Source organism: Flavobacterium sp. FG139 (assembly GCF_057809695.1).
In genome coordinates this window covers 206,797-229,420 of the sequence record NZ_JBMDKL010000004.1, presented here as the reverse complement: position 1 = coordinate 229,420, position 22,624 = coordinate 206,797, and the positions used below count along the sequence as shown (strand labels likewise).

Annotated in this window: 15 protein-coding genes and 1 tRNA gene; 12 read left to right on the top strand and 4 right to left on the bottom strand. The window is 34.3% G+C overall.

The window, feature by feature from the left end; all coding sequences use genetic code 11:
• Positions 1 to 2 precede the first annotated feature (2 nt).
• The gene (locus ACODSI_RS05275) at positions 3 to 1,409 is read right to left on the bottom strand and encodes an MFS transporter (protein ID WP_488915803.1); all 1,407 of its coding nucleotides are present in this window, start codon (positions 1,407 to 1,409) and stop codon (positions 3 to 5) included.
• 252 nt (positions 1,410 to 1,661) lie between these two features.
• Positions 1,662 to 2,684, bottom strand: a complete 1,023-nt coding sequence (locus ACODSI_RS05270) for a LacI family DNA-binding transcriptional regulator (RefSeq protein ID WP_488915802.1) — start codon at positions 2,682 to 2,684, stop codon at positions 1,662 to 1,664.
• Between the two features lie 226 nt (positions 2,685 to 2,910).
• On the opposite strand from ACODSI_RS05270, the gene ACODSI_RS05265 reads away from it, so the two are divergent.
• From ACODSI_RS05265 to ACODSI_RS05245, 5 genes are all read left to right on the top strand, one after another.
• Positions 2,911 to 5,859 carry a SusC/RagA family TonB-linked outer membrane protein gene (locus ACODSI_RS05265; protein WP_488915801.1) on the top strand — a complete coding sequence of 983 codons (2,949 nt, stop codon included), beginning with the start codon at positions 2,911 to 2,913 and terminating at the stop codon, positions 5,857 to 5,859.
• An 11-nt stretch (positions 5,860 to 5,870) separates the two neighbouring features.
• Entirely contained in the window at positions 5,871 to 7,472 is a 1,602-nt protein-coding gene (locus tag ACODSI_RS05260; RefSeq protein WP_488915800.1) for a RagB/SusD family nutrient uptake outer membrane protein, read from the top strand.
• A 27-nt stretch (positions 7,473 to 7,499) separates the two neighbouring features.
• Positions 7,500 to 8,546: a SusE domain-containing protein gene (locus ACODSI_RS05255; protein WP_488915799.1), complete on the top strand. Its 1,047-nt coding sequence runs from the start codon at positions 7,500 to 7,502 to the stop codon at positions 8,544 to 8,546.
• Positions 8,547 to 8,609: 63 nt separating this feature from the next.
• Complete coding sequence (locus ACODSI_RS05250) at positions 8,610 to 11,462, top strand: alpha-amylase family glycosyl hydrolase (RefSeq protein ID WP_488915798.1); 2,853 nt, start codon at positions 8,610 to 8,612, stop codon at positions 11,460 to 11,462.
• Positions 11,463 to 11,574: 112 nt separating this feature from the next.
• Positions 11,575 to 14,319 carry a hypothetical protein gene (locus ACODSI_RS05245; protein ID WP_488915797.1) on the top strand — a complete coding sequence of 915 codons (2,745 nt, stop codon included), beginning with the start codon at positions 11,575 to 11,577 and terminating at the stop codon, positions 14,317 to 14,319.
• A 217-nt stretch (positions 14,320 to 14,536) separates the two neighbouring features.
• Here ACODSI_RS05245 and ACODSI_RS05240 read toward each other — a convergent pair whose 3' ends face one another.
• Positions 14,537 to 14,824 (bottom strand): GIY-YIG nuclease family protein, encoded by a 288-nt coding sequence (locus tag ACODSI_RS05240; protein ID WP_488915796.1) that lies wholly within the window; start codon positions 14,822 to 14,824, stop codon positions 14,537 to 14,539.
• 48 nt (positions 14,825 to 14,872) lie between these two features.
• Positions 14,873 to 14,945, bottom strand: a tRNA-Phe gene (locus tag ACODSI_RS05235).
• 122 nt (positions 14,946 to 15,067) lie between these two features.
• Between ACODSI_RS05235 and ACODSI_RS05230 the strand changes: the two genes are divergently transcribed.
• The 7 genes from ACODSI_RS05230 (at position 15,068) to ACODSI_RS05200 (ending at position 22,566) form a co-directional block, all read left to right on the top strand.
• The gene (locus ACODSI_RS05230) at positions 15,068 to 15,796 is read left to right on the top strand and encodes a type III pantothenate kinase (protein ID WP_488915795.1); all 729 of its coding nucleotides are present in this window, start codon (positions 15,068 to 15,070) and stop codon (positions 15,794 to 15,796) included.
• On the top strand, positions 15,793 to 17,061 hold the full coding sequence (gene bamG, locus ACODSI_RS05225) for a BamG family beta-barrel-assembly machinery protein (RefSeq protein ID WP_488915794.1): 1,269 nt from the start codon (positions 15,793 to 15,795) through the stop codon (positions 17,059 to 17,061). The genes ACODSI_RS05230 and bamG overlap by 4 nt, the downstream gene beginning before the upstream one ends.
• Before the next feature lie 17 nt (positions 17,062 to 17,078).
• Positions 17,079 to 18,329, top strand: coding sequence for a hypothetical protein (locus ACODSI_RS05220; RefSeq protein ID WP_488915793.1), 1,251 nt, complete (start codon positions 17,079 to 17,081; stop codon positions 18,327 to 18,329).
• 1 nt (position 18,330) lies between these two features.
• The gene (gene lptC / locus ACODSI_RS05215; protein ID WP_488915792.1) at positions 18,331 to 18,885 is read left to right on the top strand and encodes an LPS export ABC transporter periplasmic protein LptC; all 555 of its coding nucleotides are present in this window, start codon (positions 18,331 to 18,333) and stop codon (positions 18,883 to 18,885) included.
• Between the two features lie 2 nt (positions 18,886 to 18,887).
• Positions 18,888 to 19,094 carry a hypothetical protein gene (locus ACODSI_RS05210; protein ID WP_488915791.1) on the top strand — a complete coding sequence of 69 codons (207 nt, stop codon included), beginning with the start codon at positions 18,888 to 18,890 and terminating at the stop codon, positions 19,092 to 19,094.
• Positions 19,095 to 20,354 carry a hemolysin family protein gene (locus tag ACODSI_RS05205; RefSeq protein WP_488915790.1) on the top strand — a complete coding sequence of 420 codons (1,260 nt, stop codon included), beginning with the start codon at positions 19,095 to 19,097 and terminating at the stop codon, positions 20,352 to 20,354. It begins immediately after the preceding gene.
• 106 nt (positions 20,355 to 20,460) lie between these two features.
• Positions 20,461 to 22,566 carry a peptidylprolyl isomerase gene (locus tag ACODSI_RS05200; protein WP_488915789.1) on the top strand — a complete coding sequence of 702 codons (2,106 nt, stop codon included), beginning with the start codon at positions 20,461 to 20,463 and terminating at the stop codon, positions 22,564 to 22,566.
• Positions 22,567 to 22,624 lie beyond the last annotated feature (58 nt).

Below are 22,624 nucleotides of genomic sequence, written 5' to 3'. Positions count from 1 at the left end.
TTTTAACCTGAAATAGCGTTTTTATCAGTAATTAATAAGTTAGATAATCCAGCAATTATTAAAGAAATACCAGCTAAAATCATAGCGTTAATGTGAGCTTCTCCAATTAATTTATACAAATAGTTGATGCCGCCTAATGCCGCAATAATTTGAGGAATTACAATAAACATATTGAATAATCCCATCATCATTCCCATTTTTTTTGGGTTTACCGAACTCGATAACATGGCATAAGGCATAGAAAGGATACTTCCCCAAGAGATTCCTATAAGAATGAAGGAAACTAACAACGTTGATGGCGTTGCAAAAAACATGTATATGAATCCTAATCCACCTAGAATTAAAGAACTCATGTGGATGTACTTTCTGTTTATTTTGTTTTTTATTGTATAAAAAGACAATAATAAGGCAAAAGCCATTGATGATAATCCGTATACACCAGTTGAAGAACCGACTAAATCGGCAGCATCGTTATATACTTTATCTTTCGCTTTGTATTCTTCTTCCTTTGCATTGTTTAGAAATAGAACTTTTTGGTTTTCGTCTTTAAGTTCGTTACCCTCTTTGTCAAGTTTTGCATATTCTTTTACATCTGGTTTTGGAGAATTGAACACATGTTCTGTTAATGCTGGCGTAGATAAACTCCACATTGTAAAAAAGGCGAACCAACTGAAAAACTGAATCAATCCTAATTTTTTCATCGTTGAAGGCATTTCTTTTAAACTTGATAATAAGTCTGGAATGAATCTTGATTCTTTTTTTTCTGACAGAAAAGCTTCTAAATCTTGAGGTGGATCTTCTTTAGTAGTAATTAAAGTATAAATAATACTCGTTATAAAAACAAAGGCACCAATGGAGAAGGCAACAACTACAGATGGTGGTATAACCCCTGCAGCAGCTTCGTTGGTAACACCTAATTTAGTGACCAACCAAGGCAAGTTACTTGCAATCCAAGTTCCAATTCCGATAATAAGGGTTTGAACCACAAATCCGTTAGAACGTTGCGATTCTGGAAGTTTATCGGCAACTAATGCGCGAAAAGGCTCCATGCTAATATTAATCGAAGAGTCTAGTATCCATAATAATCCAGCCGCAACCCATAAAACTGGTGAATGAGGCATGAAAAACAAGGTAACTGAGGCTAAGATTGCTCCAATAAGGAAAAAAGGTTTTCTCCGGCCAAATTTTGGACTCCAAGTATTGTCTGATAAATAACCAATTATGGGTTGAACTAAAAGACCCGTTAAAGGCGCGGCAATCCATAAGCCTGGAATGCTGTCAACATCTGCACCTAGAGTTTGAAATATTCTAGACATGAATCCACCCTGAAGAGCAAATCCAAATTGTATTCCAAGAAATCCGAAACTCATGTTCCAAATTTGCCAGAAACTTAACTTACGCTTTTCCATTATCGTAATTTAGTGATTAATACTACGATAAGCGTGATGCTTATCAAAACTTACTTTTGTTTTCGAAGTAAAGATATAAGCTTTGATTGGGTAAAGATATTAAAAGTTTTGAGTTTTGAGTTTTGAGTTTTGAGTTTTTTGTGGAAATGAGTTACGAAAACGTTTTTTTGTTGATAAAAGGAGCGATTTTTGCAATTAAAAAACGCAACTATGTTGGATTCAGTTGCGTTTTTTTAAGGTATGAATTTAATATTAGCAGGTAGATTCTCGCTCTACTAATTCGGTTTCAATGACTTCTGTTTTGTATTGTTCTTCGTAATCTTCTTCTTCAATTTCTAATTTTTCAATAAGCATTTTTGCTGCTTTTTCTCCCATTTTTACTCCGTTTTGGCTAACAGTTGTAATAGAGGGTGATGAATATTTAGAAATAATTCCGTCGGTAAATCCAATAATTGAAATGTCTTCTGGAACTTTTTTTCCTAATTTAGAAGCTAACTTGATAGCGGTTACTGCAAAAATTTCATTAACAGCGAAAATTGCATCTAAGTCGTGATTGCTCAACATCAACTCAATGTGAGATTCAAAATTATCGGTATCTTCAATTTTTACGATTAAATTTTCATCTACTTTGATGTCGTTCGATTTTAGTGCTTTGAGGTAACCTTCTGTTCGAAGTTTTCCAACACTAACGTAGTCAACGGTAGTTACTAGACCTATTTTTTTAAAACCTTTGTCAATAAGGTATTGTGTGGCGTTAAAGGCGGCTAAATTATCATCAATAATTACTTTATCGCATAAAATATCGTTGGTTACTCGATCAAACATAACTACTGGCATCCCTTGGTTGATGACTTCAGTAATGTGATGAAAATCTCTTTTTTGCTGTGTTTCTTTAGATAGTGACATGATAAAACCGTCAATACTTCCGCTGGCCAACATTTCCATATTAATAACTTCTTTGTCGAAAGATTCGTCAGATAAACATACGATTACATTATAGCCATTTTCATTAGCAATGTGTTCAACACCACTAATAACTGTGGCAAAAAAATGATGAATAATTTCGGGAATAATTATGCAAATGGTTTTTGTTTTTTTGTTTTTTAAACTTAATGCAATATTGTTGGGTTTGTAGTTGTATAATTTGGCAAATGCCTGCACTTTTTGACGGGTATCTTCACTGATTTCTGGGCTGTCTCTGAGTGATTTAGAAACGGTTGAAATGGAAACGTCTAATTCTTTAGCAATTTGCTTTAATGTTACTTTTCTTCTCATCTTGCGATTGTGATAAATATTTAATTTTTAATAAAGATATATTTATTTTCTCATACTATCAATTTTGTTCCAAAAAATATGAAATATTGAGAAAGTTTTCAACACGAAAACGTTTTCGGGACTCCATAATAAAGGTGTCATTTTTTTATCCGAGAAATTATCATAAATTTAACGTTCGAAGTAAAATATAAGCTTAAAAAACAATTTATTAACCTAAACAAAATGTATGAAAACAATTTATAACAAGTTGTTATTTTTATTACTATTACTGCCTTTTAGTGTTTTGGCCCAAAGCACAATTGATGGAGTGGTTGTTGATTCTAAAACCAGACAACCAATTTCTGGAGTAAATGTAGTTGTTCAAGGTGCCCAAATGGGTACATCTACCGATATTGACGGTAAATTTAAATTATCCAAACTTAAAGCAGGAGACAAAATTGTCTTTTCTTTTGTGGGATATAAAAATCAGACTATCAATTTCGAAAATCAAAAATCTTTAACGGTTTCTTTGGAAGAAGAAGCTAATGTACTGCAAGAAGTTGTAGTTCAAATTGGTTATGGTAATGTTAAGAAAAAAGACGCTACTGGATCGGTTGCTGCGCTTGGTGCTAAAGATTTTAATAAAGGGCCGGTTACCACTGCGGAGAATTTGCTTAGTGGTCGTTTAGCTGGTGTTACCGTTAATACGAGTGGGGCTCCTGGTTCAGGCTCTGAAATTAGAATTCGTGGAGGTTCTTCATTAAATGCAAGTAATGATCCTTTGATTGTTATTGATGGTTTGCCTGTTGCAAATGAAGGAAGTGCTGGTTCAACATCTGTTTTGGCAGCATTAAATCCAAATGATATTGAGAGTTTTACAGTGCTTAAAGACGCTTCTTCGAGTGCTATTTATGGTTCGAGAGCTTCTAATGGTGTAATTATCATCACCACAAAAAGAGGTGGTAAAAAATTAACCGTAGATTACAATTTTCAGTATGGTTCTGGTAAAAACGTTAAACAAATTAATGTTTTTGGCGCAGATGAATTTAGAAGTATAGTACAACAACAAAGACCAGGTTTAGCTGGTTTATTAGGCACTTCGAATACCGATTGGCAAAAAGAAATCTACAGAAGAACTGACTTTGTGGATAATAACCTTTCTGTTAAAGGTAATTTGTTTGGAACCATTCCGGCGCGTGTGTCGATTGGTAATACGTATCAAGAAGGATTGCGTTTGACTAACTCATTCAATAGAAATACAGTATCTACAACCTTAAATCCTACTTTCTTGAAGGATCATTTAAAATTTAGATTGAATGCAACGTTCGCTAATGAAAACAACCGTTTTGCTGATGGTGTTGAAGGTTCAGCGATTCATTTTGACCCAACTCAACCCGTATATCAAGCCGGTTCTCCTTTTGGGGGTTATTTTGAGTATTACAATCCTTCAAATGGGAACTTAAATTTAGCTCCAAGAAACCCAGTAGCTCAATTGATGCAAACCTATAATACAGGTAAGAGTAATAGAATCTTTGGTAATTTTGAAACGGATTATAAATTCCACTTTTTCCCAGATTTAAGAGCGGTTGTAAATGTTGGTTTTGATCAATCAAATGGTGTGAATACTAGATTGGTTGATGCTGGTGTTGCAACTGGTGGAAATTATACTGATGGTGCAGGTGTTGTTCATTATATTGGAACGGATGCTACGCAAACATCACTTTTGAGAAATAAATTAATTGATACCTATTTAGCTTACAACAAAAAATTTGGAAATTTAAACGTTGAAGCAACTTTAGGAAGATCATATCAAATTTTCAATCAAGAAAGAACTTATTATGGGGATTTAAGACGCAATCCTGCAACCCCACCAAATCCAACGTACTATAGACCACAAACGGATAATGTGTTAATAGGATATTTTTTAAGAACCAATTTAACATACAATGATAAATATTTACTTACGGCTTCTTTAAGAAGAGATGGTTCGTCAAGATTAGCTAAAGAAAATCAATGGGCTTATTATCCTGCATTTGCGTTTGCATGGAAATTGAAAAATGACTTGTTCAAAGATTCTAAAACTGTTTCTGATTTTAAATTGCGTTTAGGATATGGTATTACAGGAAATCAAGGCTTGGATGCCGCTTACAATAATATATATCTACAACAATATGCATTAGGAGGATTAAACTCTCAATATACTTTTGGTTCAACACCAACACCAATTGGAATTTCAAGACCTTACAATGATATCTTGAAATGGGAGACACAAACTACTTACAATGCAGGTTTTGATTATGGTTTGTTCAATAACAGAATTACAGGAGCAATAGATGTTTTTTACAAAAAAACAAACGACTTATTTGCTGTAGCTCCAGTTGCTGATGGTGGAAACTTTTCTAATTCATTGTTGCAAAATATTGGAAGTTTTACTACCAAAGGAGTTGAATTTAGCATCAATGCTGAAGTAATAAAATCGGCTGATTTTAATTGGAATGTGAATTTCAATGCTACAAAATTTGAAAGACGTATTGCTTCATTAGCCGGTGGTGCTGATGTGTATTATGGAGGAACAGGTGCAGGAACAGGTGGTACTGCTCAAATCTATAGAGAAGGTTTTACTCCAGGATCATTCTATGTTTACAAACAATTATATGATACTGCGGGTCATCCTATAGAAGGTGCCTATGCCGATTTAAATGGTGATGGTATCATCAATGGAAGTGATCGATACATCTACAAAAATCAAGATCCAGATTTTGTTTTTGGTTTCTCATCTTCTATGAATTACAAACATCTTGATTTTTCTTTCAACTTGAGAGCTAATGTTGGAAATAGAGTGTACAATGCAGTTAATGCAGGTAATGCTCAATACGACAATTTGCAAAACAGTACTGCTTTAGGAAATATTCCAACTGCAGTTCAAAATACTGGATTCAATACAACTTCTAACGTGGTATTGTCTGATATTTATGTAGAAAATGCTTCTTTCTTGCGTATGGATAACATTACTTTAGGATATACTTTTCCAAAATGGTTGGAAGGAAAAGCTTCTTTAAGATTGTTTTCAGGTGTTCAAAATGCTTTTATAATTACAAAATATTCAGGATTAGATCCAGAAATTACAGGTGGAATTGATAATACAATTTATCCTAGACAACGTTCTTTCTTATTTGGAGCTAACGTAAAATTTTAAAATAAAAAACTATGAAAAAAATTAAGATTAACGCTTTTTTACTTTTAGTAAGTGTACTTGGGCTCAGCTCATGTACCAACGATCTAAATGTACTTCCAAAGGATCCAACGGTATTCTTATCAGAAGATTTCTTTGCACAACCTGACTCATATAAACAAGGTTTGGCAGGAGTTTATGGTAATTTATCATTAACAGGAACTGATGGAGCTGGTTCTTCTTTTCTAACAGGAATTGATGCAGGAACCAGTCAATACGGTAGATGTTTGTGGTATCTTCAAGACTTAACTACAGATGAGGTTATTTGGAGTTATGAAAATGATCCAGGAACTAAAGAATTGCAAAGAAATATTTGGACTTCAAGTAATCCAGTAATTCTTGGGATGTTCAGTAGAACTATGGCTGAAGTGTCTTTTGCAAACGAGTATTTGAAACAAACTACTCCAGAAAAATTAAGTGGTAGAGGTGTTACAGATGCAACGCTTTTAAATGACATCGCATTGTATAGAAAAGAAGTTAGAGTTTTAAGAGCTATGGCTTACTATAATTTGATGGATTTATTTGGAAAAGCTCCGTTTATTACAGAAAATGATCCTGTAAACACAGCGGGTCCAGAATACAACAGACAACAACTATTTAATTTCATTGAAAGTGAATTGACTGCTGTTTTACCTGACTTGAAAGCGCCTAGAACCAACGAATATGGTAGATTAGATCAAGCTGTAGCAAGAATGATTTTGGCTAAAATTTATTTGAATGCTGAAGTGTATATTGGAACACCTAAATATACTGAGTGTGCTGCACAATGTAATGCAATCATCGCAGGAGGTTATACTTTAAATACTAATTATTTAAATAATTTTAAAGCAGATAATCAAAATTCATCTGAAATGATTTTTACCTTACAATCGGATGGGTTAGTAACTCAAAACTACGGACCTACAACAGTTTTTGTTAATGGTCAAGTAGGTTCTATAGAGCAAAATGGTGCTTCTTTTGGAGTAGGCTCTGGAGGATGGGGTGGAGCTTTACGCTTGAGAAAGCAATTTGTTCAAAAATTTGATGGTCCTAATTTTAGTACTGATACAAGAAAAACAATTATTTCAGGTACAAGAAATATTGATATTGCAGATGTTGCCAATAGAGATCAAGGATATATTTTAGCAAAATTCTCTAACAGAACTTCAGCAGGTGTTCCTGGAGTAAGTACTACTTTCGTAGATACTGATTTTCCATTGTTTCGTTTAGCAGATGTTTATTTAATGTATGCAGAATGTGCCGTTAGAGGTGGAGCTGGTGCTTCAACTACACAAGCGCTTACTTATGTTAACGCATTACGTGAAAGAGCTAACAGTGGATCAACAAGTGCTAATATTTCTGCTGGAGATTTAACTTTAGATTTTATATTAGATGAAAGAGCAAGAGAATTACATTGGGAATCTCACAGAAGACAAGATTTAATTCGTTTTGGAAAATATACTGGTGGAAGCTACAATTGGGCATGGAAAGGAAATGGTTCTAATGGAATCTCAATTTCTAATAACTTAAAAGTGTTCCCAATCCCAGCAGCATCATTATCTTCAAATCCTAATCTAACTCAAAATACAGGTTATTAATATTTAATTAAACTAAAAATTTTAAAAATGAAAAATATATTTATAAAGACTTTTGTAGCTCTAGCTATAGTTTCTAGTTTCACATCTTGTACTGATGAGCAAGATTTGATGATCTCAAAACCACAGAGTTCATTCACCATTTTATCGCCTCAATCTGGCGAAACTGTAACTTTAAATCCTACAACTCCTTTAAATCCTGGACTTGCTTTAACATGGGCAGCAATGGATTATGGTTCTCCAACTGAGGTAACATATACAGTTCAAGTAGATAAAAATGGTGATGATTTTGATACACCTATCGCAATTACTTCTACAACAAGTACGTTTGCAAGTATTTCTTCTGACGTATTAAATGGAGCAGCAGTATCTGCAGGTTTAGTACCATTTACTCAAGGTGCATTAGATGTTAGAATTATGTCTACAATTGGAACAACAGGTTCTCAAGTTGCTTATTCAAACACTATTAATTATTTAGTGACTCCATACACTACAGAATTGCCTAAATTGGCTGTTCCAGGAAACCACCAAGGATGGAATCCACCAACTGCACCTACATTGTCATCTTCTGCTTTTGGAGCAACAGATTATGAAGGTTTCGTTTATTTAGATGGTGATTTTAAATTTGTTGGACCGGATTCAGCTGGTAACTTTAACTGGGGAAATCCAGACTGGGGTGATGACAGTAGTTTTTCAGGAGCTTTATTGTTAACAGGTGAAGTAAACTGTACTGCAGCAGCAGGATATTACAGAGTAAAAGCAAATACTACTACATTAACGTATTCTACAGAATTAACTAACTGGGGAATTGTTGGTGCAGCAACTCCAGGCGGATGGGGCGCAAGTACACCATTAACCTATAATTCTTCTACAAAAAAATGGGAAGGTATTGTAACGTTAACTGCTGGAGAATTCAAATTTAGAGCTAACGATGCATGGACAATCAACTACGGTGGTGATCCAGCTGCGATGACTCAAGACGGATCTAATCTTTCTGTAGCCGCTGGTGGTTCTTACAAAGTAGAATTAGATTTATCTCACGCAAGAAAGTATACTTATACTTTAACATTGCAATAATATAATTTAAAAAAATACCAAAAGGGCTTTCCTAATCGAAGGCCCTTTTTTAAATTTTATGCTATGAAAAAAATACATTTACTTTTTTTCCTTTTGCTTTCATCACTTGGGTTTTCTCAAGTATCATGGCAAGGTGGATCTAACCCAGATGCTACTTCATCAAATCCAGTCATTCTTTTTGACAAAACTGGAACAGCATTAGCAACCTATACCGGAACAATATATGCTCATACGGGTGTTACTTTAAACGGAACCGCGTGGCAAAATGTTAAAGGGACTTGGGGCAATAATACCTCACAACCCGCACTAACACCTGTTTCTGGGAATATATATTCCTTAACATTAACACCAACAATTCTAGGATACTATGGTGTTTCTTCTGGGTCGGTAACTAAAATCAACATTGTTTTTAGAAATGCCTTAGGAAATGCTCAATCGGTAGATTTATCTCTAAATGTTGGGGCTTTTCAATCTAATTTGGTAGCGCCTCTAGAAAGTAGTAACACTATTGTTAATAGTGGACAAAGTTTGACAATTACTGCTAATAATACCAATGGGAATGCTAATTATAATTTGTTGGCTAACGGAGTTAGTATCAATACTTCCGTTGGAGCAACTTATAGTTATACAGATTCCAATATAACAGTTAATAAATCATATGAACTATTAATCAATCAAGGAGCAACTACTTTTTCAAAGAAATTTGGGGTAATCGTTAATGCAGGCACCACTTCACAAGCAATGGCTTCTGGATTAGAGGATGGTATTAATTACAATGCTTCCGATCCTACTAAAGCTACGTTAGTATTAACAGCTCCGGGTAAAGATTTCGTATATGTTGCCGGAAGTTTTAATAACTGGGTGCCGGGTACCAACTATTTAATGAAAACGGATCCTTCTACAGGTAAATTTTGGTTAGAACTAACCGGATTAACTTCGGGTCAAGAATATACCTATCAATATTGGGTGGTTGATCAAACGCCTACAACAAACTCACCAGCTGTAGTAAAAACAGCTGATCCCTATTCAACGTTAGTTGCATCTCCTTTCGATGATCCTTATATTTCACCTGTTTCGTACCCTAACTTGCCTGCTTATCCAAGTGGACAAGAAAGAGAGGTTACCGTTTTAAAAACAGGACAAACTCCTTACAATTGGAGTTCAGCTACTACGAATTTCGTCAAACCAAGTAAAGATAATTTAGTGGTTTATGAAGTATTGATTAGAGACTTCGATGCCAACAGAAATTTTCAAACCTTAATAGATAAAATAAATTATTTTAAAAATCTTAAAGTAAATGCTATCGAATTAATGCCTGTTATGGAGTTTGAAGGCAATGAAGGTTGGGGTTATAATCCAGCATTTCATCTAGCTTTAGATAAATTCTACGGAACAGGTGATAAAATGAAAGAGTTTGTCGATTTATGTCACCAAAACGGTATTGCCGTAATTCTAGATGTTGCTCTAAATCATGCTTTTGGAAGAAACCCTTTAGTGCGTATGTGGATGAAAGATCCTGATGGTGATGGTTGGGGCGATGCAGCTTCAGACAATCCCTATTTCAATGAATTTGCAAAACACAGTTATGGAGTAGGAAATGATTTTAATCATGCTTCTGCTTATACCAAATATTACACCAAAAGAGTGATTAAACAATGGGTGCAAGAATTTAAAATTGATGGTTTCCGTTGGGATTTAACCAAAGGTTTTACACAAGCGTGTTCGGCTGGAGATGATACTTGTACTAATGCATACCAAGCCGATAGAGTAGCAATTTTAAAAGATTATGCTGATTATTCATGGAGCTTAGATCCAAATCATTATGTGATTTTTGAACACCTTGGAATTGATAGCGAAGAGCAACAATGGGCCAATTATAGAATTGGTGAAACACCAAGCAAAGGCGTAATGATGTGGGGCGAAATGACCTATCCATACACTCAATTAATTGAAGGATATTCTACTGGTGCCGATATTTCAAGAATGGGATATGTAAGCAGAGGTTTCACAGGAAAAAGATTGATGGGATATCCAGAAAGTCACGATAAAGACCGATTGATGTATTCAGCGATGACCTACGGAAATGGTAGCGGCGCAAGCCCTGTTTATGGAAATTTAAACAATAGTTTGTACAGAATGTCAGCTATCGGAGCCATTTCTTTATTGGTGCCAGGACCTAAAATGATTTGGCATTTCGCCGATTTAGGAATGAGCGATTCTATTTATACCTGTACTGATGGAACCGTAAATACAGAAACGGATACTACAACTGGTGATTGTAAATTGGCTACTAAACCACAGCCACAATGGGTAAATAACTGGTTGGGTGTTGCACAACGTAGTAAAATTTATAACGATTATGCTAAAATGATTGATCTTAAAAAGAACAATCCGGTGTTTAACGGAAGTTATGCTATTAGTCCAGATTCCAATAACATCAGACAAAGGGTTTATGTGTACGACAATTCGTTGCCAGCTTCTCAATTGAAAAACGTAGTTATTTTAGCTAACTTTTCGGTTGCGGCTCAAAATGTTATTCCAGATTTTCCCTATACAGGAACTTGGGTAAACTTGATGGATAATACCACAATTAACGTTACAAGTACTACAGCTACTATTGCTATCGAGTCTGGTGGATTCAGAATTTACGGCAATCAGCCAGCTTTAGCCAACGACGAATTTAGTGGTGTAAACAATTTAAGTTTGTCGCCAAACCCAGCAGCGACTTATTTTACCTTAAATGGTGATGCCGAAAAAGTTGAAATTTTCTCTATTACGGGACAATTGGTAAAATCATTTTCAGATCTTACCATCAACGATCAATACAATATTGCCGATTTAAATCAAGGGTTGTATTTAGTTAGAGTTGTCGATTTGAATAATCGTCAGAAAACAATGAAATTAATAAAAGAATAATTTTTGAGTTAGTTAAAACAGATTCTTTTAAAAAGACCTTTCTTTAATTAGGAAGGTCTTTTTTTATTCCAACAAGTTGTTATAGCTTTGCATACTAAACGATTGAGCACTAATGAAGAAAATACTACTAAAATCACTGAAAATTTTTGGAGGCACCCTTGGTGTAATTCTTCTAATGATGTTTTTGTTCCCTATAGTTTTTCCTGGAAAAATTGAGCAAGAGATTAAAGAATTTGCCAATCAAAAATTGAATGGAGAACTTAATTTTAAAGAAGCTAATCTTTCTTTTTTCGATCATTTTCCGTCGTTGACGCTATCGCTTACCAAGTTTTCATTAAAAGGTTCAGCGCCCTATAAAGAAGAAACTTTAGTCTCTGCCGATGAAATTTCATTTGGTATCAATCTGAAAAGTTTGATTTTTGATAAAACAGTTGCCATCGATAAAATTTTTCTTTCCGATGCTTTTATGAATGTAAAAGTCAATGAAAAAGGTGAAGCTAACTACAATGTATATGTTTCCGACAGTAAAGAAACTGCCAAAGACACGAGTTCAACTACGTCATTGCGGTTGGAAAAAATCTCGATAACCAATACGCATTTGGTGTATGACGATAAATCAACCAAAATTTTGATTGATGCCAAAGGGTTCAATTATGTCGGGAAAGGCGATTTAACTAAAGCTATTTTTCAGCTGGATACCGAAGCCAAAATAGAAGATTTTAACTTCGCTTTTGGTGGAGAACAATATCTTAAAAATAAATCGGTGAATGCTAATTTGATTACCAAAATCAACACCAACTCGCTGTCGTTTATCTTTGAAGAAAATAATTTAAAAATTAATAAGTTGCCTATCGATTTTGTAGGTAAACTCGATTTCTTAAAAAACGGATACGATTTAGATTTTAAAGTAGAATCACAAGACAGCAAACTGAATGATTTTTTTACTGCACTTCCACCAAGCTACGTGACTTGGCTTGAAAAAACTAAAGTAAAAGGAAGCACCGATTTACTACTTACGTTAAAAGGAAAATACATTGCTTCTACCAACGAAAAACCCGATTTGGCGTTCAATATGAAAATCAGAGAAGGCGAAATCAATTACAAAGAAGCTCCACTTTCGGCTACTAATATTTTTTTAAATTTTGACACCAAGTTGCCTGCTTTAAACACCGAACGTCTTAAAGTAAATATCGATTCAATATTTTTCAATGTTGGAAAAGATTATGTTAAAGCCATTATCAAAACCCAAGGATTAAGCAAACCCACTATTGATGCCCGAATTCAATCGGCAATTGATTTAGGGAAATTAGATCAAGCCTTTGGATTGCAGAACATGGATTTGAAAGGAGTTCTAAAGGCAGATGTTAATTCTAAAGGAATTTATGATGCCAAAAACAAAATACTTCCTATAACGAAAGGAGCAATATCGTTTAAAAACGGTTATATAAAAACCGATTATTATCCAAATCCGATTAAAAATATCAATATTTTGGCAAATGTTTCGGATGATTCAGGGTCGTTAAAAGGTGTCAAAATTGCGCTTAATCCAGCTTCTTTCAACTTTGAAGGAAAACCAATCTATGTTAAAGCCAATCTTGAAAATTTAGAAAATGTAAAGTACGATATTACAGCTAAAGGCGAATTGGATTTAGCCAAAATCTATCAAGTGTTTTCTCAAAAAGGATTGGACGTAAAAGGATATATTAAGGCCGATGTTGCTTTTAAAGGAACTCAAGCCGATGCTGTTGCAGGCCATTATCACAAATTGAATAATAAAGGAACGTTGCTGCTAAGAAATATAAAAACCAATTCAGCGTATTTACCAAAGTCATTTGTAATTAAAGAAGGCGAATTTGTGTTCAATCAAGACAAGATGAACTTCAATAACTTTTCGGCAACTTATGGGCTATCCGATTTTAAAATGAACGGTTACATGCAAAACGTAATTGATTTCGTGTTGTCGGATAAAGGCGTTTTAAAAGGCAGTTTCAATGTCGATGCCAATTACATCAACGTAGATGAGTTTATGTCCAATTCGACCAAAAACCAAGCCAAAGCAGAGCCTAATGGTGCTAATGCTTCAGGAGTTGTGGTGGTGCCGCCAAATTTAGATTTGCAATTCAACTGTTTGGCACAGAAAGTCGATTTTGATGAACTTAAAATGCAAAATCTCAAAGGGAATGTAGTCATCAAAAACGGAAAGTTGCAATTGCATAAATCGGGATTTGATATCATAGGTTCTAATGTTGTGATGGATGTGGTGTATGGCAGTGAATCGCCTGAAAAAGCTTCTTTTGAATTTGAAGTTCTGGCTAAAGATTTTGATGTGAAACGGGCTTATAACGAAATTAAAATGTTTCGTGAAATGGCTTCGGCTGCCGAAAGTGCCGAAGGAATAGTCTCGTTAGACTATAAAGTGGCTGGAAGATTAAACAACCAAATGCAACCTATTTATCCTTCGTTGAAAGGTGGCGGAGTTCTTTCGGTGAAAAATGTCAAGATGAAAGGCTTTAAAATGTTTGGAGCTGTAAGCAAAAAAACAGGAAAAGAAGCGATCAAAAATCCAGATGTGTCCAAAGTTGATATTAAAACTACCATTAAGAATAACATCATTACAATTGAGCGATTCAAATTTAAAGTAGCGGGTTTCCGTCCACGAATTGAAGGAACTACGAGTTTTGACGGCCGTTTGAATATCAAAATGCGATTGGGATTGCCACCTTTAGGAATTATCGGAATACCATTGACAGTTACAGGAACCAAAGACAATCCTAAAGTCAAATTGGGTAGAAAAACCGAAGATTTGCAGGAAACGGAAGATACAGATACTAAAACAGAGCCAGTAAAAAGCAATTAATTTAGTTCAAGACCTTCTCTGTCTAGCCCTGATAGAAGCGACCGCCGTGCGGTGCAGATAGCAGGAATAGGGAAAGCAAAAAAGCCTAAGCCATTCGCTACTAATAAAAAAATGCAAATGTATAAAAACAAAAAACCCGAATCCCGAAGCGTCGGGACTATTCGGGTTTTGTGGTACCTCCAGTCCCGACGCTTCGGGAGAACCATGACACATGGATTTATTGTTTTTTAGATAAAATATCAGAAAGAATCTCTGGTTTTGAAATTATTTTTTCAATAAATGCTTTACTTTTCATTCTCTTGATGAAGTTTTCAAGGTATAAGGCATTATTTCTATCTTCACATTCAAATGATAAAACTAATTCCCAATCATTTGCGATTTTTGAAAATGAGTTAGAGTAAGTGTGTTGGTTATGTTTAGAAATTCTCTCTTGAATGTTATGAGTTTCTCCTACATAATATTTTATGCTTGTTTTAGAATATAGTATGTAAAGAAAGTGTGGCATTATAAATTAATAAAAACAAAAAACCCGAATAGTACTATTCGGGTTTTGTGGTACCTCCAGGGATCGAACCAGGGACACATGGATTTTCAGTCCATTGCTCTACCATCTGAGCTAAGGTACCGTTACAATTTAAAGCATTCCTGCTTGTTGATTGCGGGTGCAAATATAGAATGATTTTTAATTTATCCAAAACAATTTTTAAAAAAAATCTATTTGTAACTTTGCCTCACTAAATCAAGAACCATGCTTTTAGCCATCGATGTTGGAAACACACAAATCAAATCGGCTGTATTTGAACAGAATACACTGGTGCAAAAAGAAATCATACCCGTTTCAGACTGGAAAAATTCGGTAAAAAATAGTTTGAAAAATTTTCCAGAAATCACCAATATTGTGATAGCATCGGTTGGAAAACTCCAAAAAGACGATTTTTTAGGGTTTTCAGAAACTGTTAAGGTGTCTTTTATTTCAAAAGAAAGTGCGTTTCCGTTTCAAAACCTTTACAGCACACCCGATACACTTGGGATTGATCGAATGGTTTTAGCAGCAGGATCCGTGTTGCAATTTCCAAATGTAAGCCGATTAGTAATTGACGCTGGAACGTGTATTACTTATGATTTTATTGATGCTAACAACAATTATCTCGGAGGTGCTATTTCGCCGGGAATCCGCCTTCGATACGAATCGTTGCACAATTACACTGCTAAATTGCCGTTATTGACTATAGAAAAACCAGAAAAATTAATAGGCGATTCTACCCAACAATCCATTCATTCTGGAGTTGTTAATGGAGTTGCCATGGAAATCGACGGTTTTATTAACGCTAATTTAGATAGAAATGATAACTTTATCATAATTTTAACTGGTGGAGACTCAGTTTTTTTGGCTGAACGATTAAAAAATACCATATTTGCCAATCCAAATTTTCTTTTAGAAAGTTTGAATCAAACTTTTCAATACAATCAACAATGATTAAAAAAATTATAGTAAGTATTAGTTTACTTTTTTCGCTGGTTTCGTTTGCTCAAGAAGGCACTTCTTCGCCTTATTCATTTTATGGTATTGGTGATGTTCGTTTTAAAGGAACTATAGAAAATCGCTCGATGGGAAGTATGTCAGCCATTCCAGATAGTATTCACATCAATATTCTAAATCCGGCAATGTATTCTAGTTTAAAACTTACGTCGTTTTCTATTGGAGGTACTTTTGCAGCCAACCGATTGAAAACAAACAGTCAAAACGAAAAAGCACAAAGAACAACGCTGGATTATTTAGCGGTTGGAATTCCACTTAAAAAATTAGGGATTGGATTCGGTTTAATTCCGTATTCATCGGTTGGATATAATATTAAAAATTCAACTTTAAATAATACGGTTACAGCAACCAATTTTTATTCAGGAAGTGGAGGTATGAATAAAGTTTTTTTTGGTTTTGGATACCAATTGACCAAGAAGTTTAGTTTTGGTGCCGATGCACAATACAATTTTGGTAAAGTAGATACCAAGAGTGTTGCTGTACAATATGATGTTGATGGCAATCAAATTCAATACGGAACAAGAGAATTGAATTCATCTAACATTAACGGTGTAAATTTCAACACTGGAGTAGCATTTCATTCTAAAATATACAAAGACATTTCAGTTTTTTCAAGCGCAACCTATTCACCTCAGTCGCAACTTAATATTTCAAACAGCAGAAAAATAGCTGTAGTGCAGGTAGTTGGGTCAAATGATGTTGCTGTTGGCGATGAGCTTACGATTGATGTTGCTAATACCAAATTGAAATTGCCTTCAAAATTCACTTTCGGATTGGGAGTAGGTGATGCTAAAAAATGGATTGTTGGTTCGGAACTTACCTTCCAAAATTCGAGTAACTTTGGGAATCGTTTCAACGACATTAATAATGTGTCGTATGAAAATGCTAAAAGATTTACAGTAGGCGGTTATTATATTCCAAATTACAAATCGTTTTCTAATTATATGGATAGAATTGTATACCGTGGTGGATTTAGATATGAAAATACAGGCTTGGTTATTGATAATAAATCCATTCAAGATGCTGCTTTAACCCTTGGGTTAGGATTGCCTTTAAGAGGTACCTTTTCTAATCTTAATGTAGGTTTTGAAGTTGGAAATAGAGGTACTAAAGACGCTGGTTTGGTTAGAGAACACTATATGAATTTTAGCCTTGGATTATCATTGAACGAGCGATGGTTCCAAAAAAGAAAAATTGATTAATTTAATATAAAATACGTATGAAAACGAAATTGTTTTTCTTGTTTGTATTGGTTTTTTCTCATTTTGCAAAAGCACAAGAGGTAAACTGTAATGATAAGGAAAGTCAATTGCGAAAGTATGTTGTTGATCAAGAATATTCAAAAGCATTGGAGGTTTGGAAAGAAGTAAAAATTTCCTGCCCCAAATACAGCGAACAAATCTACCTTTTAGGAAGTCAGGTTTTACAATATAATATTGAAACCGCAAGTCCGGAAAACAAAGAAAAGCAAGCTAGAGAGTTGCTTAAGTTGTATGACTTATACGATAAAAATTTTCCGAACAATCAAAATGGAAATTTTGAAAAAAGAGCGATGGTATTGTATGATAACAAAGCCGGAACCGAAGAAGAAATCTATAATTTTTTAGAGCTAGCGTTTGAAAAACAAAAAACAACGTTCACCAATCCACAGGCCATTTTTATTTATTTTCAATATTATTTCGAGAAAAACAAATCCAATTTGTCTGCTGCAACCATAGACAAGCTGATTGATAAATACAATGCAGTGAATTCATTGCTAGATGTTAACAGTCAAAAAATCCCAGCAAAAAAAGAACAGTATACTTTAGTGGTAGCTGGATTAGATTCTTATATGAACCCTATTTTAGTATGTGACAATTTAGTTCCGTATGCACAAAAAAATTACGAAGCTAACAAGCTGAATGTAGATTGGTTGTATGCGACAGCTAAAGCTCTTTTTGGAAATTGTAAAACATCCCCAATTTTTGGTACCGTTGCAACACAATTACACAGTTTAAAACCTTCTTCAAAATCGGCTTATTATATAGCCAATTACACTTTATACACTGGAGATCAAAATGTAGCAATAGATTTTTTCACCCAATCGGTTGCTTTGTCAACCGATAAAATGGAAAAGGCAAGTACTGCTTATACAGTTGCTTCTATTTTGTCTGGTTCAGATAAAGGAAAAGCCAAAGAAATGGCACTTGTGGCTATTGATAATGATCCGACCAATGGAAAGTATTATATCTTTTTAGCCAATCTCTATGCCAACAGTATAGAGGAATGCACTACTTCTGAAAACGAAAAAAAGGCCATTTACAAATTAGCTTCCGATACGGTTTTAAAAGGTGCTGTTGTTGAGCCCATGCTAAAAGTAACGTGCGATATGATGTCTAAAGACTATTTAAAAAATGTAGTTTTTGATGCTAAATCAAAGGTTAAAGAAGTTAAAATTGGATGTTGGATTAATCAAACAGTTCAATTTTAATATGATTTCGATATCGAGAAAATCAACGGTTGTTCTTGTCACTGCAGTAGCGGTTTTTTTGTTGCTTTCGTGTGAGAGTAATTTTAAAGAAGTTCAAAAATCAACTTTTGCAGAGTTTACACCTAGTGGTGAAGCCGATTCGATTAATATTAAATACACCGATTCGGGCAGGATTAAATCGATTTTAGTGAGCCCGAAAATGCTCGATTATGCCACAGTAGAATTTCCTTTTACCGAATTTCCCAAAGGTGTTAAAGTGACCATGTATGATGAAAAGGGCAAAAAAACCTTTGTTACTTCTAAATACGCTGTGACTTTTAAAAATACCGATTTGATAGATCTAAAAGGCGATGTAAAAATATCCAACGAAACAGGGCAATTGTTTGAAACTGAACAGTTGTATTTTGATCAAAAAAACGAATGGTTTTATACCGAAAAAAGATATAAATTTACCGATCCAAAAGGCGTTTCTCATGGAGAAGGCGTCGATTTTAGTAAAGATTTTAAAATCATCAACTCTCAAGATATTTCAGGAGAAGTTGAAAACAATAAATAGACATGAATTATTTAAATTTCACAAAATATTTGTACTTGGTTATCGGATTCGTAATGGTAGGCGATGCTATTTCTAAATGGAATAACGTAGAAAAACCATGGCTGAGTGTGGTGTTGGCAGGATTAGCCTTCTTCACTTTTTTCTTTAGAAGAAAATTTGCTAAAAAATTTGCAGACCGTGACAAACAAAATAAATCCAATCCATCCTAAATGGAAATAGTAGTAATCATAGTATGTTTACTTCTTTGTGCCTTTTTCTCGGGAATGGAAATAGCTTTTGTGTCTTCCAACAAAATTTTTCTTGAAATAGAAAAAAAACAAGACAATTTCCTTTCTAAAATATTAACTAAACTTACTGAAAAACCCTCCAAATTTATCGCCACTATGTTGGTTGGTAATAATATTTCTATGGTAGTTTATGGGTTTTTTATGGGTGATTTGTTGATGAAATGGATCAAAACATTTTCGTTTCAATTGTCCGATTTTTCGAGTTTATTGACTCAAACGGTTATTTCTACCCTAATAGTATTAATCACTTCAGAATTTCTACCGAAAGTATTTTTTCAAGTGTATGCCAATAATCTGATGAAGATTTTTGCAGTGCCAAGTTATATCTTTTTTGTGGCTTTCAATTATATTTCTTCTTTTGTGATCTGGATTTCCGATTTTATTTTGAAGAAATTTTTTAAAACGGAAGGCGATTATGTGCCGTCATTTTTTAGTAAAGGCGAATTGGGAAATTACATCAACGAACAAATGAGTACGGTTGAAGATCACGAAGAAGTAGATTCTGAAATTCAAATATTTCAAAATGCATTGGAGTTTTCTGGCGTAAAAGCACGTGATATTATGACGCCTCGAACCGAATTGGTTGCCGTTGATATTTATGATTCGATTTCCGAATTACGCGAATTATTTATTACAACCGGTTATTCTAAAATATTGGTGTATCAAAATTCTTTAGACGATATTATTGGATATGTGCATTCTTTTGAATTGTTCAAAAAACCAAGAAGTATTAAGTCCATCATGATTCCGGTTGAGTTTGTGCCCGAAACTATTTTTATTAAAGACGGATTGAGTTTGCTTACTAAAAAAAGAAAAAGCGTAGCGGTAGTCCTAGATGAATATGGCGGTACTGCAGGAATCATAACTGTAGAAGACATCATTGAAGAACTTTTTGGTGAAATTGAAGATGAACACGATGGCGATGAAGCACTTACCGAAAAACAACTGGACGACAAAACCTATCTTTTTTCGGCTCGATTGGATGTAGAATACCTTAACGAACAATACAAACTCAACATTCCAGAAAACGATTCTTATGGAACTCTTGGTGGTTTTATTGTGAATACTTCTAAAGAAATTCCGCTAAAAGGCGACCAAATCGTAGTTGAAAACTTTCATTTTGTCATAGAAGAAGCTACAAATAAGAAAATAGAAGTAGTAAAAATGACCATTTCGGAATGAGAATAAAAAAAATCACTTTTTATTGCAAATTATAGCACCACAATTGTAATTATTTCATAGATAATTGTATTTTCGCAAACTGAAATAAAATTTAACATATATAGAAATGGCAGTTTTACAAAAAATTAGAAAACGTTCAGGATTACTTTTACTGGCTATTGGGTTTGCCCTTTTGGCTTTTGTTGTTCAGGATTTGTTCACCAAAGGATTTAAAAGTCAATCTAAAGATGTAGGAAGTATAAATGGAAAAGATATTTCTTTTGATCAATTTAGAATTAAAGTAGCAAATGCAGAGAAAAATGGTCAAAACGGTCAGCCAATTACCCAAACACAAGCGGCTAACCAAATGTGGGATCAAGAAGTTGCTATCGCTTTAATTTCTGAACAATTCGAAAAAGCAGGAATTCGCACGAGTGAAAATAACATCATTGAAGTTTTAAAGAAAGATCCAAATATTGGAAATAACCCTGCGTTTTTGAATCAGTTGGGTAAATTTGATTTGGCTAAATTCAAAGACTATTTCAAGAAGAATCCGGAGCAAGCTAAAGCTTTTGAAGAAAGACAAGTAAATGATGAAATCAACGCTAAATTTCAAATTTACGGTTCTATGATCAAAGCGGGTATGTATACTACCAATGCTGATGGTCAATTTAAATACAGATTAGAAGCAGACAAAGTGAATTTTGATTACGTTTCTGTATTGTATTCTACCGTTAAAGATAGTGATGTAAAAGTTACCGATGCGGACATTTTAGACTACATGAAAAAGAACGAGAAAAAATTCAAATCAGAGGAAACTCGTGAAATTGAATACGTTTTGATTGAAGACAAACCATCGGCTAAAGATGAGGCTGAAATGAAAGCTAAAATCAATGGTTACCTTTCTGGAAGTGTGGTTTACAATAAAGAAACTGGAAAATACGATACTATTCCAAGTTTTAGAACGGCTACTAATGTGGCTGAATTTGTGAATCAAAATTCGGATAGACCTTATGATTCTACTTATGTAACTAAACAAAATTTACCAGCTGAACACGCTGATAAATTGTTTGCTTTGCCAATTGGCGAAATCTACGGACCATACATTTATGGAAATTACTACTGCCTTTCTAAAGTAATGGGTAAAAAAGCTGGAGATCAAGTTAAATCTAGTCACATCTTAATTAGTTGGGTTGGCGCTGAAAGAGCAGCACCAAAAGAAAAAAGAACTAAGGAACAAGCAAAAGTAAAAGCAGAAGGGATTTTAGCTCAAGTATTGGCTAATCCATCCATGTTTCAAATGATTGCTTTGACCAATTCTGAAGATCCATCAGTACAACAAAATGGTGGTGATATGGGCTTTATTTCTAGAGAAACAGGTTTTGCTAAAGGATATAAAGATTTCGTATTTAGTAATCCTGTTGGAAAAATTGGAATTGCTGAAACAGAATTTGGATACCATATTATCAACATTACAGATAAGCAAGATGCTATTCGTTTGGCTACACTTGCCGAAAAAATTGAGCCTTCTGAAACTACTACAAATGAGTTGTATACTAAAGCTACTCAATTTGAAATGGATGCTCAAACTAAAGATTTTGCTGCCGTTGCTAAAGCAGCTAAATTAACGGTTAACCCAGCAATCAAAGCGAAAGCAATGGACGAAGCTTTTGGTGCAGCAGGTAACCAAAGACAAATCATTAAATGGGCCTACACTAGCGATACTAAAGTTGGTGATGTGAAACGATTTGAAGTAGTTAACGTTGGTAACGTTATTGCTAAGTTGAAAAAAATCAATGAAAAAGGATTAATGACTGTGGAAGATGCTAAACCAAGTGTAGAAGGCATTATTAAAAACAAAAAGAAAGCAGAGAAAATCATGGCTAAAATGAAAGGTGCTTCGTTAGATGCTATTGCTAAAGCAAATGGGTCTACGGTTCAAAATGCTCCTGCGGCTTCTATTGAAAATGCGCTTTTAGCTAATGTTGGAATGGAACCTAAAGTGGTTGGAGCTGCGTTTGGTACTCCAGTGAATAAAGTTTCTGCTCCAATTGAAGGAAATTCGGGTGTATATGTAGTAATGACTAAATCGGTTACTAAAGCGCCAAAATTGCCTAAGTATGACGACTACGTTAACAAATTGAAAGCAGCCAACGCTCAAGCAGCTGGAAGAGTATTCCCTGCGTTGAAAAATGATGCTAAAATTGACGATAATAGATTGGAATTTTATTAATCGAATTTATATAAAAGGTTATAAAAAATCCCGCTCAATTGAGTGGGATTTTTTTATG

What these genes read in the sequence shown, in the direction of transcription:
- ACODSI_RS05270 (WP_488915802.1), bottom strand. Translation starts at nt 2,684, where the DNA reads ATGAGAAGAAAAGTAACATTAAAGCAAATTGCTAAAGAATTAGACGTT.
- ACODSI_RS05265 (WP_488915801.1), top strand. Translation starts at nt 2,911, where the DNA reads ATGAAAACAATTTATAACAAGTTGTTATTTTTATTACTATTACTGCCT.
- ACODSI_RS05230 (WP_488915795.1), top strand. Translation starts at nt 15,068, where the DNA reads ATGCTTTTAGCCATCGATGTTGGAAACACACAAATCAAATCGGCTGTA.
- ACODSI_RS05240 (WP_488915796.1), bottom strand. Translation starts at nt 14,824, where the DNA reads ATGCCACACTTTCTTTACATACTATATTCTAAAACAAGCATAAAATAT.
- ACODSI_RS05200 (WP_488915789.1), top strand. Translation starts at nt 20,461, where the DNA reads ATGGCAGTTTTACAAAAAATTAGAAAACGTTCAGGATTACTTTTACTG.
- bamG (WP_488915794.1), top strand. Translation starts at nt 15,793, where the DNA reads ATGATTAAAAAAATTATAGTAAGTATTAGTTTACTTTTTTCGCTGGTT.
- ACODSI_RS05205 (WP_488915790.1), top strand. Translation starts at nt 19,095, where the DNA reads ATGGAAATAGTAGTAATCATAGTATGTTTACTTCTTTGTGCCTTTTTC.
- lptC (WP_488915792.1), top strand. Translation starts at nt 18,331, where the DNA reads ATGATTTCGATATCGAGAAAATCAACGGTTGTTCTTGTCACTGCAGTA.
- ACODSI_RS05275 (WP_488915803.1), bottom strand. Translation starts at nt 1,409, where the DNA reads ATGGAAAAGCGTAAGTTAAGTTTCTGGCAAATTTGGAACATGAGTTTC.
- ACODSI_RS05255 (WP_488915799.1), top strand. Translation starts at nt 7,500, where the DNA reads ATGAAAAATATATTTATAAAGACTTTTGTAGCTCTAGCTATAGTTTCT.
- ACODSI_RS05250 (WP_488915798.1), top strand. Translation starts at nt 8,610, where the DNA reads ATGAAAAAAATACATTTACTTTTTTTCCTTTTGCTTTCATCACTTGGG.
- ACODSI_RS05245 (WP_488915797.1), top strand. Translation starts at nt 11,575, where the DNA reads ATGAAGAAAATACTACTAAAATCACTGAAAATTTTTGGAGGCACCCTT.
- ACODSI_RS05220 (WP_488915793.1), top strand. Translation starts at nt 17,079, where the DNA reads ATGAAAACGAAATTGTTTTTCTTGTTTGTATTGGTTTTTTCTCATTTT.
- ACODSI_RS05210 (WP_488915791.1), top strand. Translation starts at nt 18,888, where the DNA reads ATGAATTATTTAAATTTCACAAAATATTTGTACTTGGTTATCGGATTC.
- ACODSI_RS05260 (WP_488915800.1), top strand. Translation starts at nt 5,871, where the DNA reads ATGAAAAAAATTAAGATTAACGCTTTTTTACTTTTAGTAAGTGTACTT.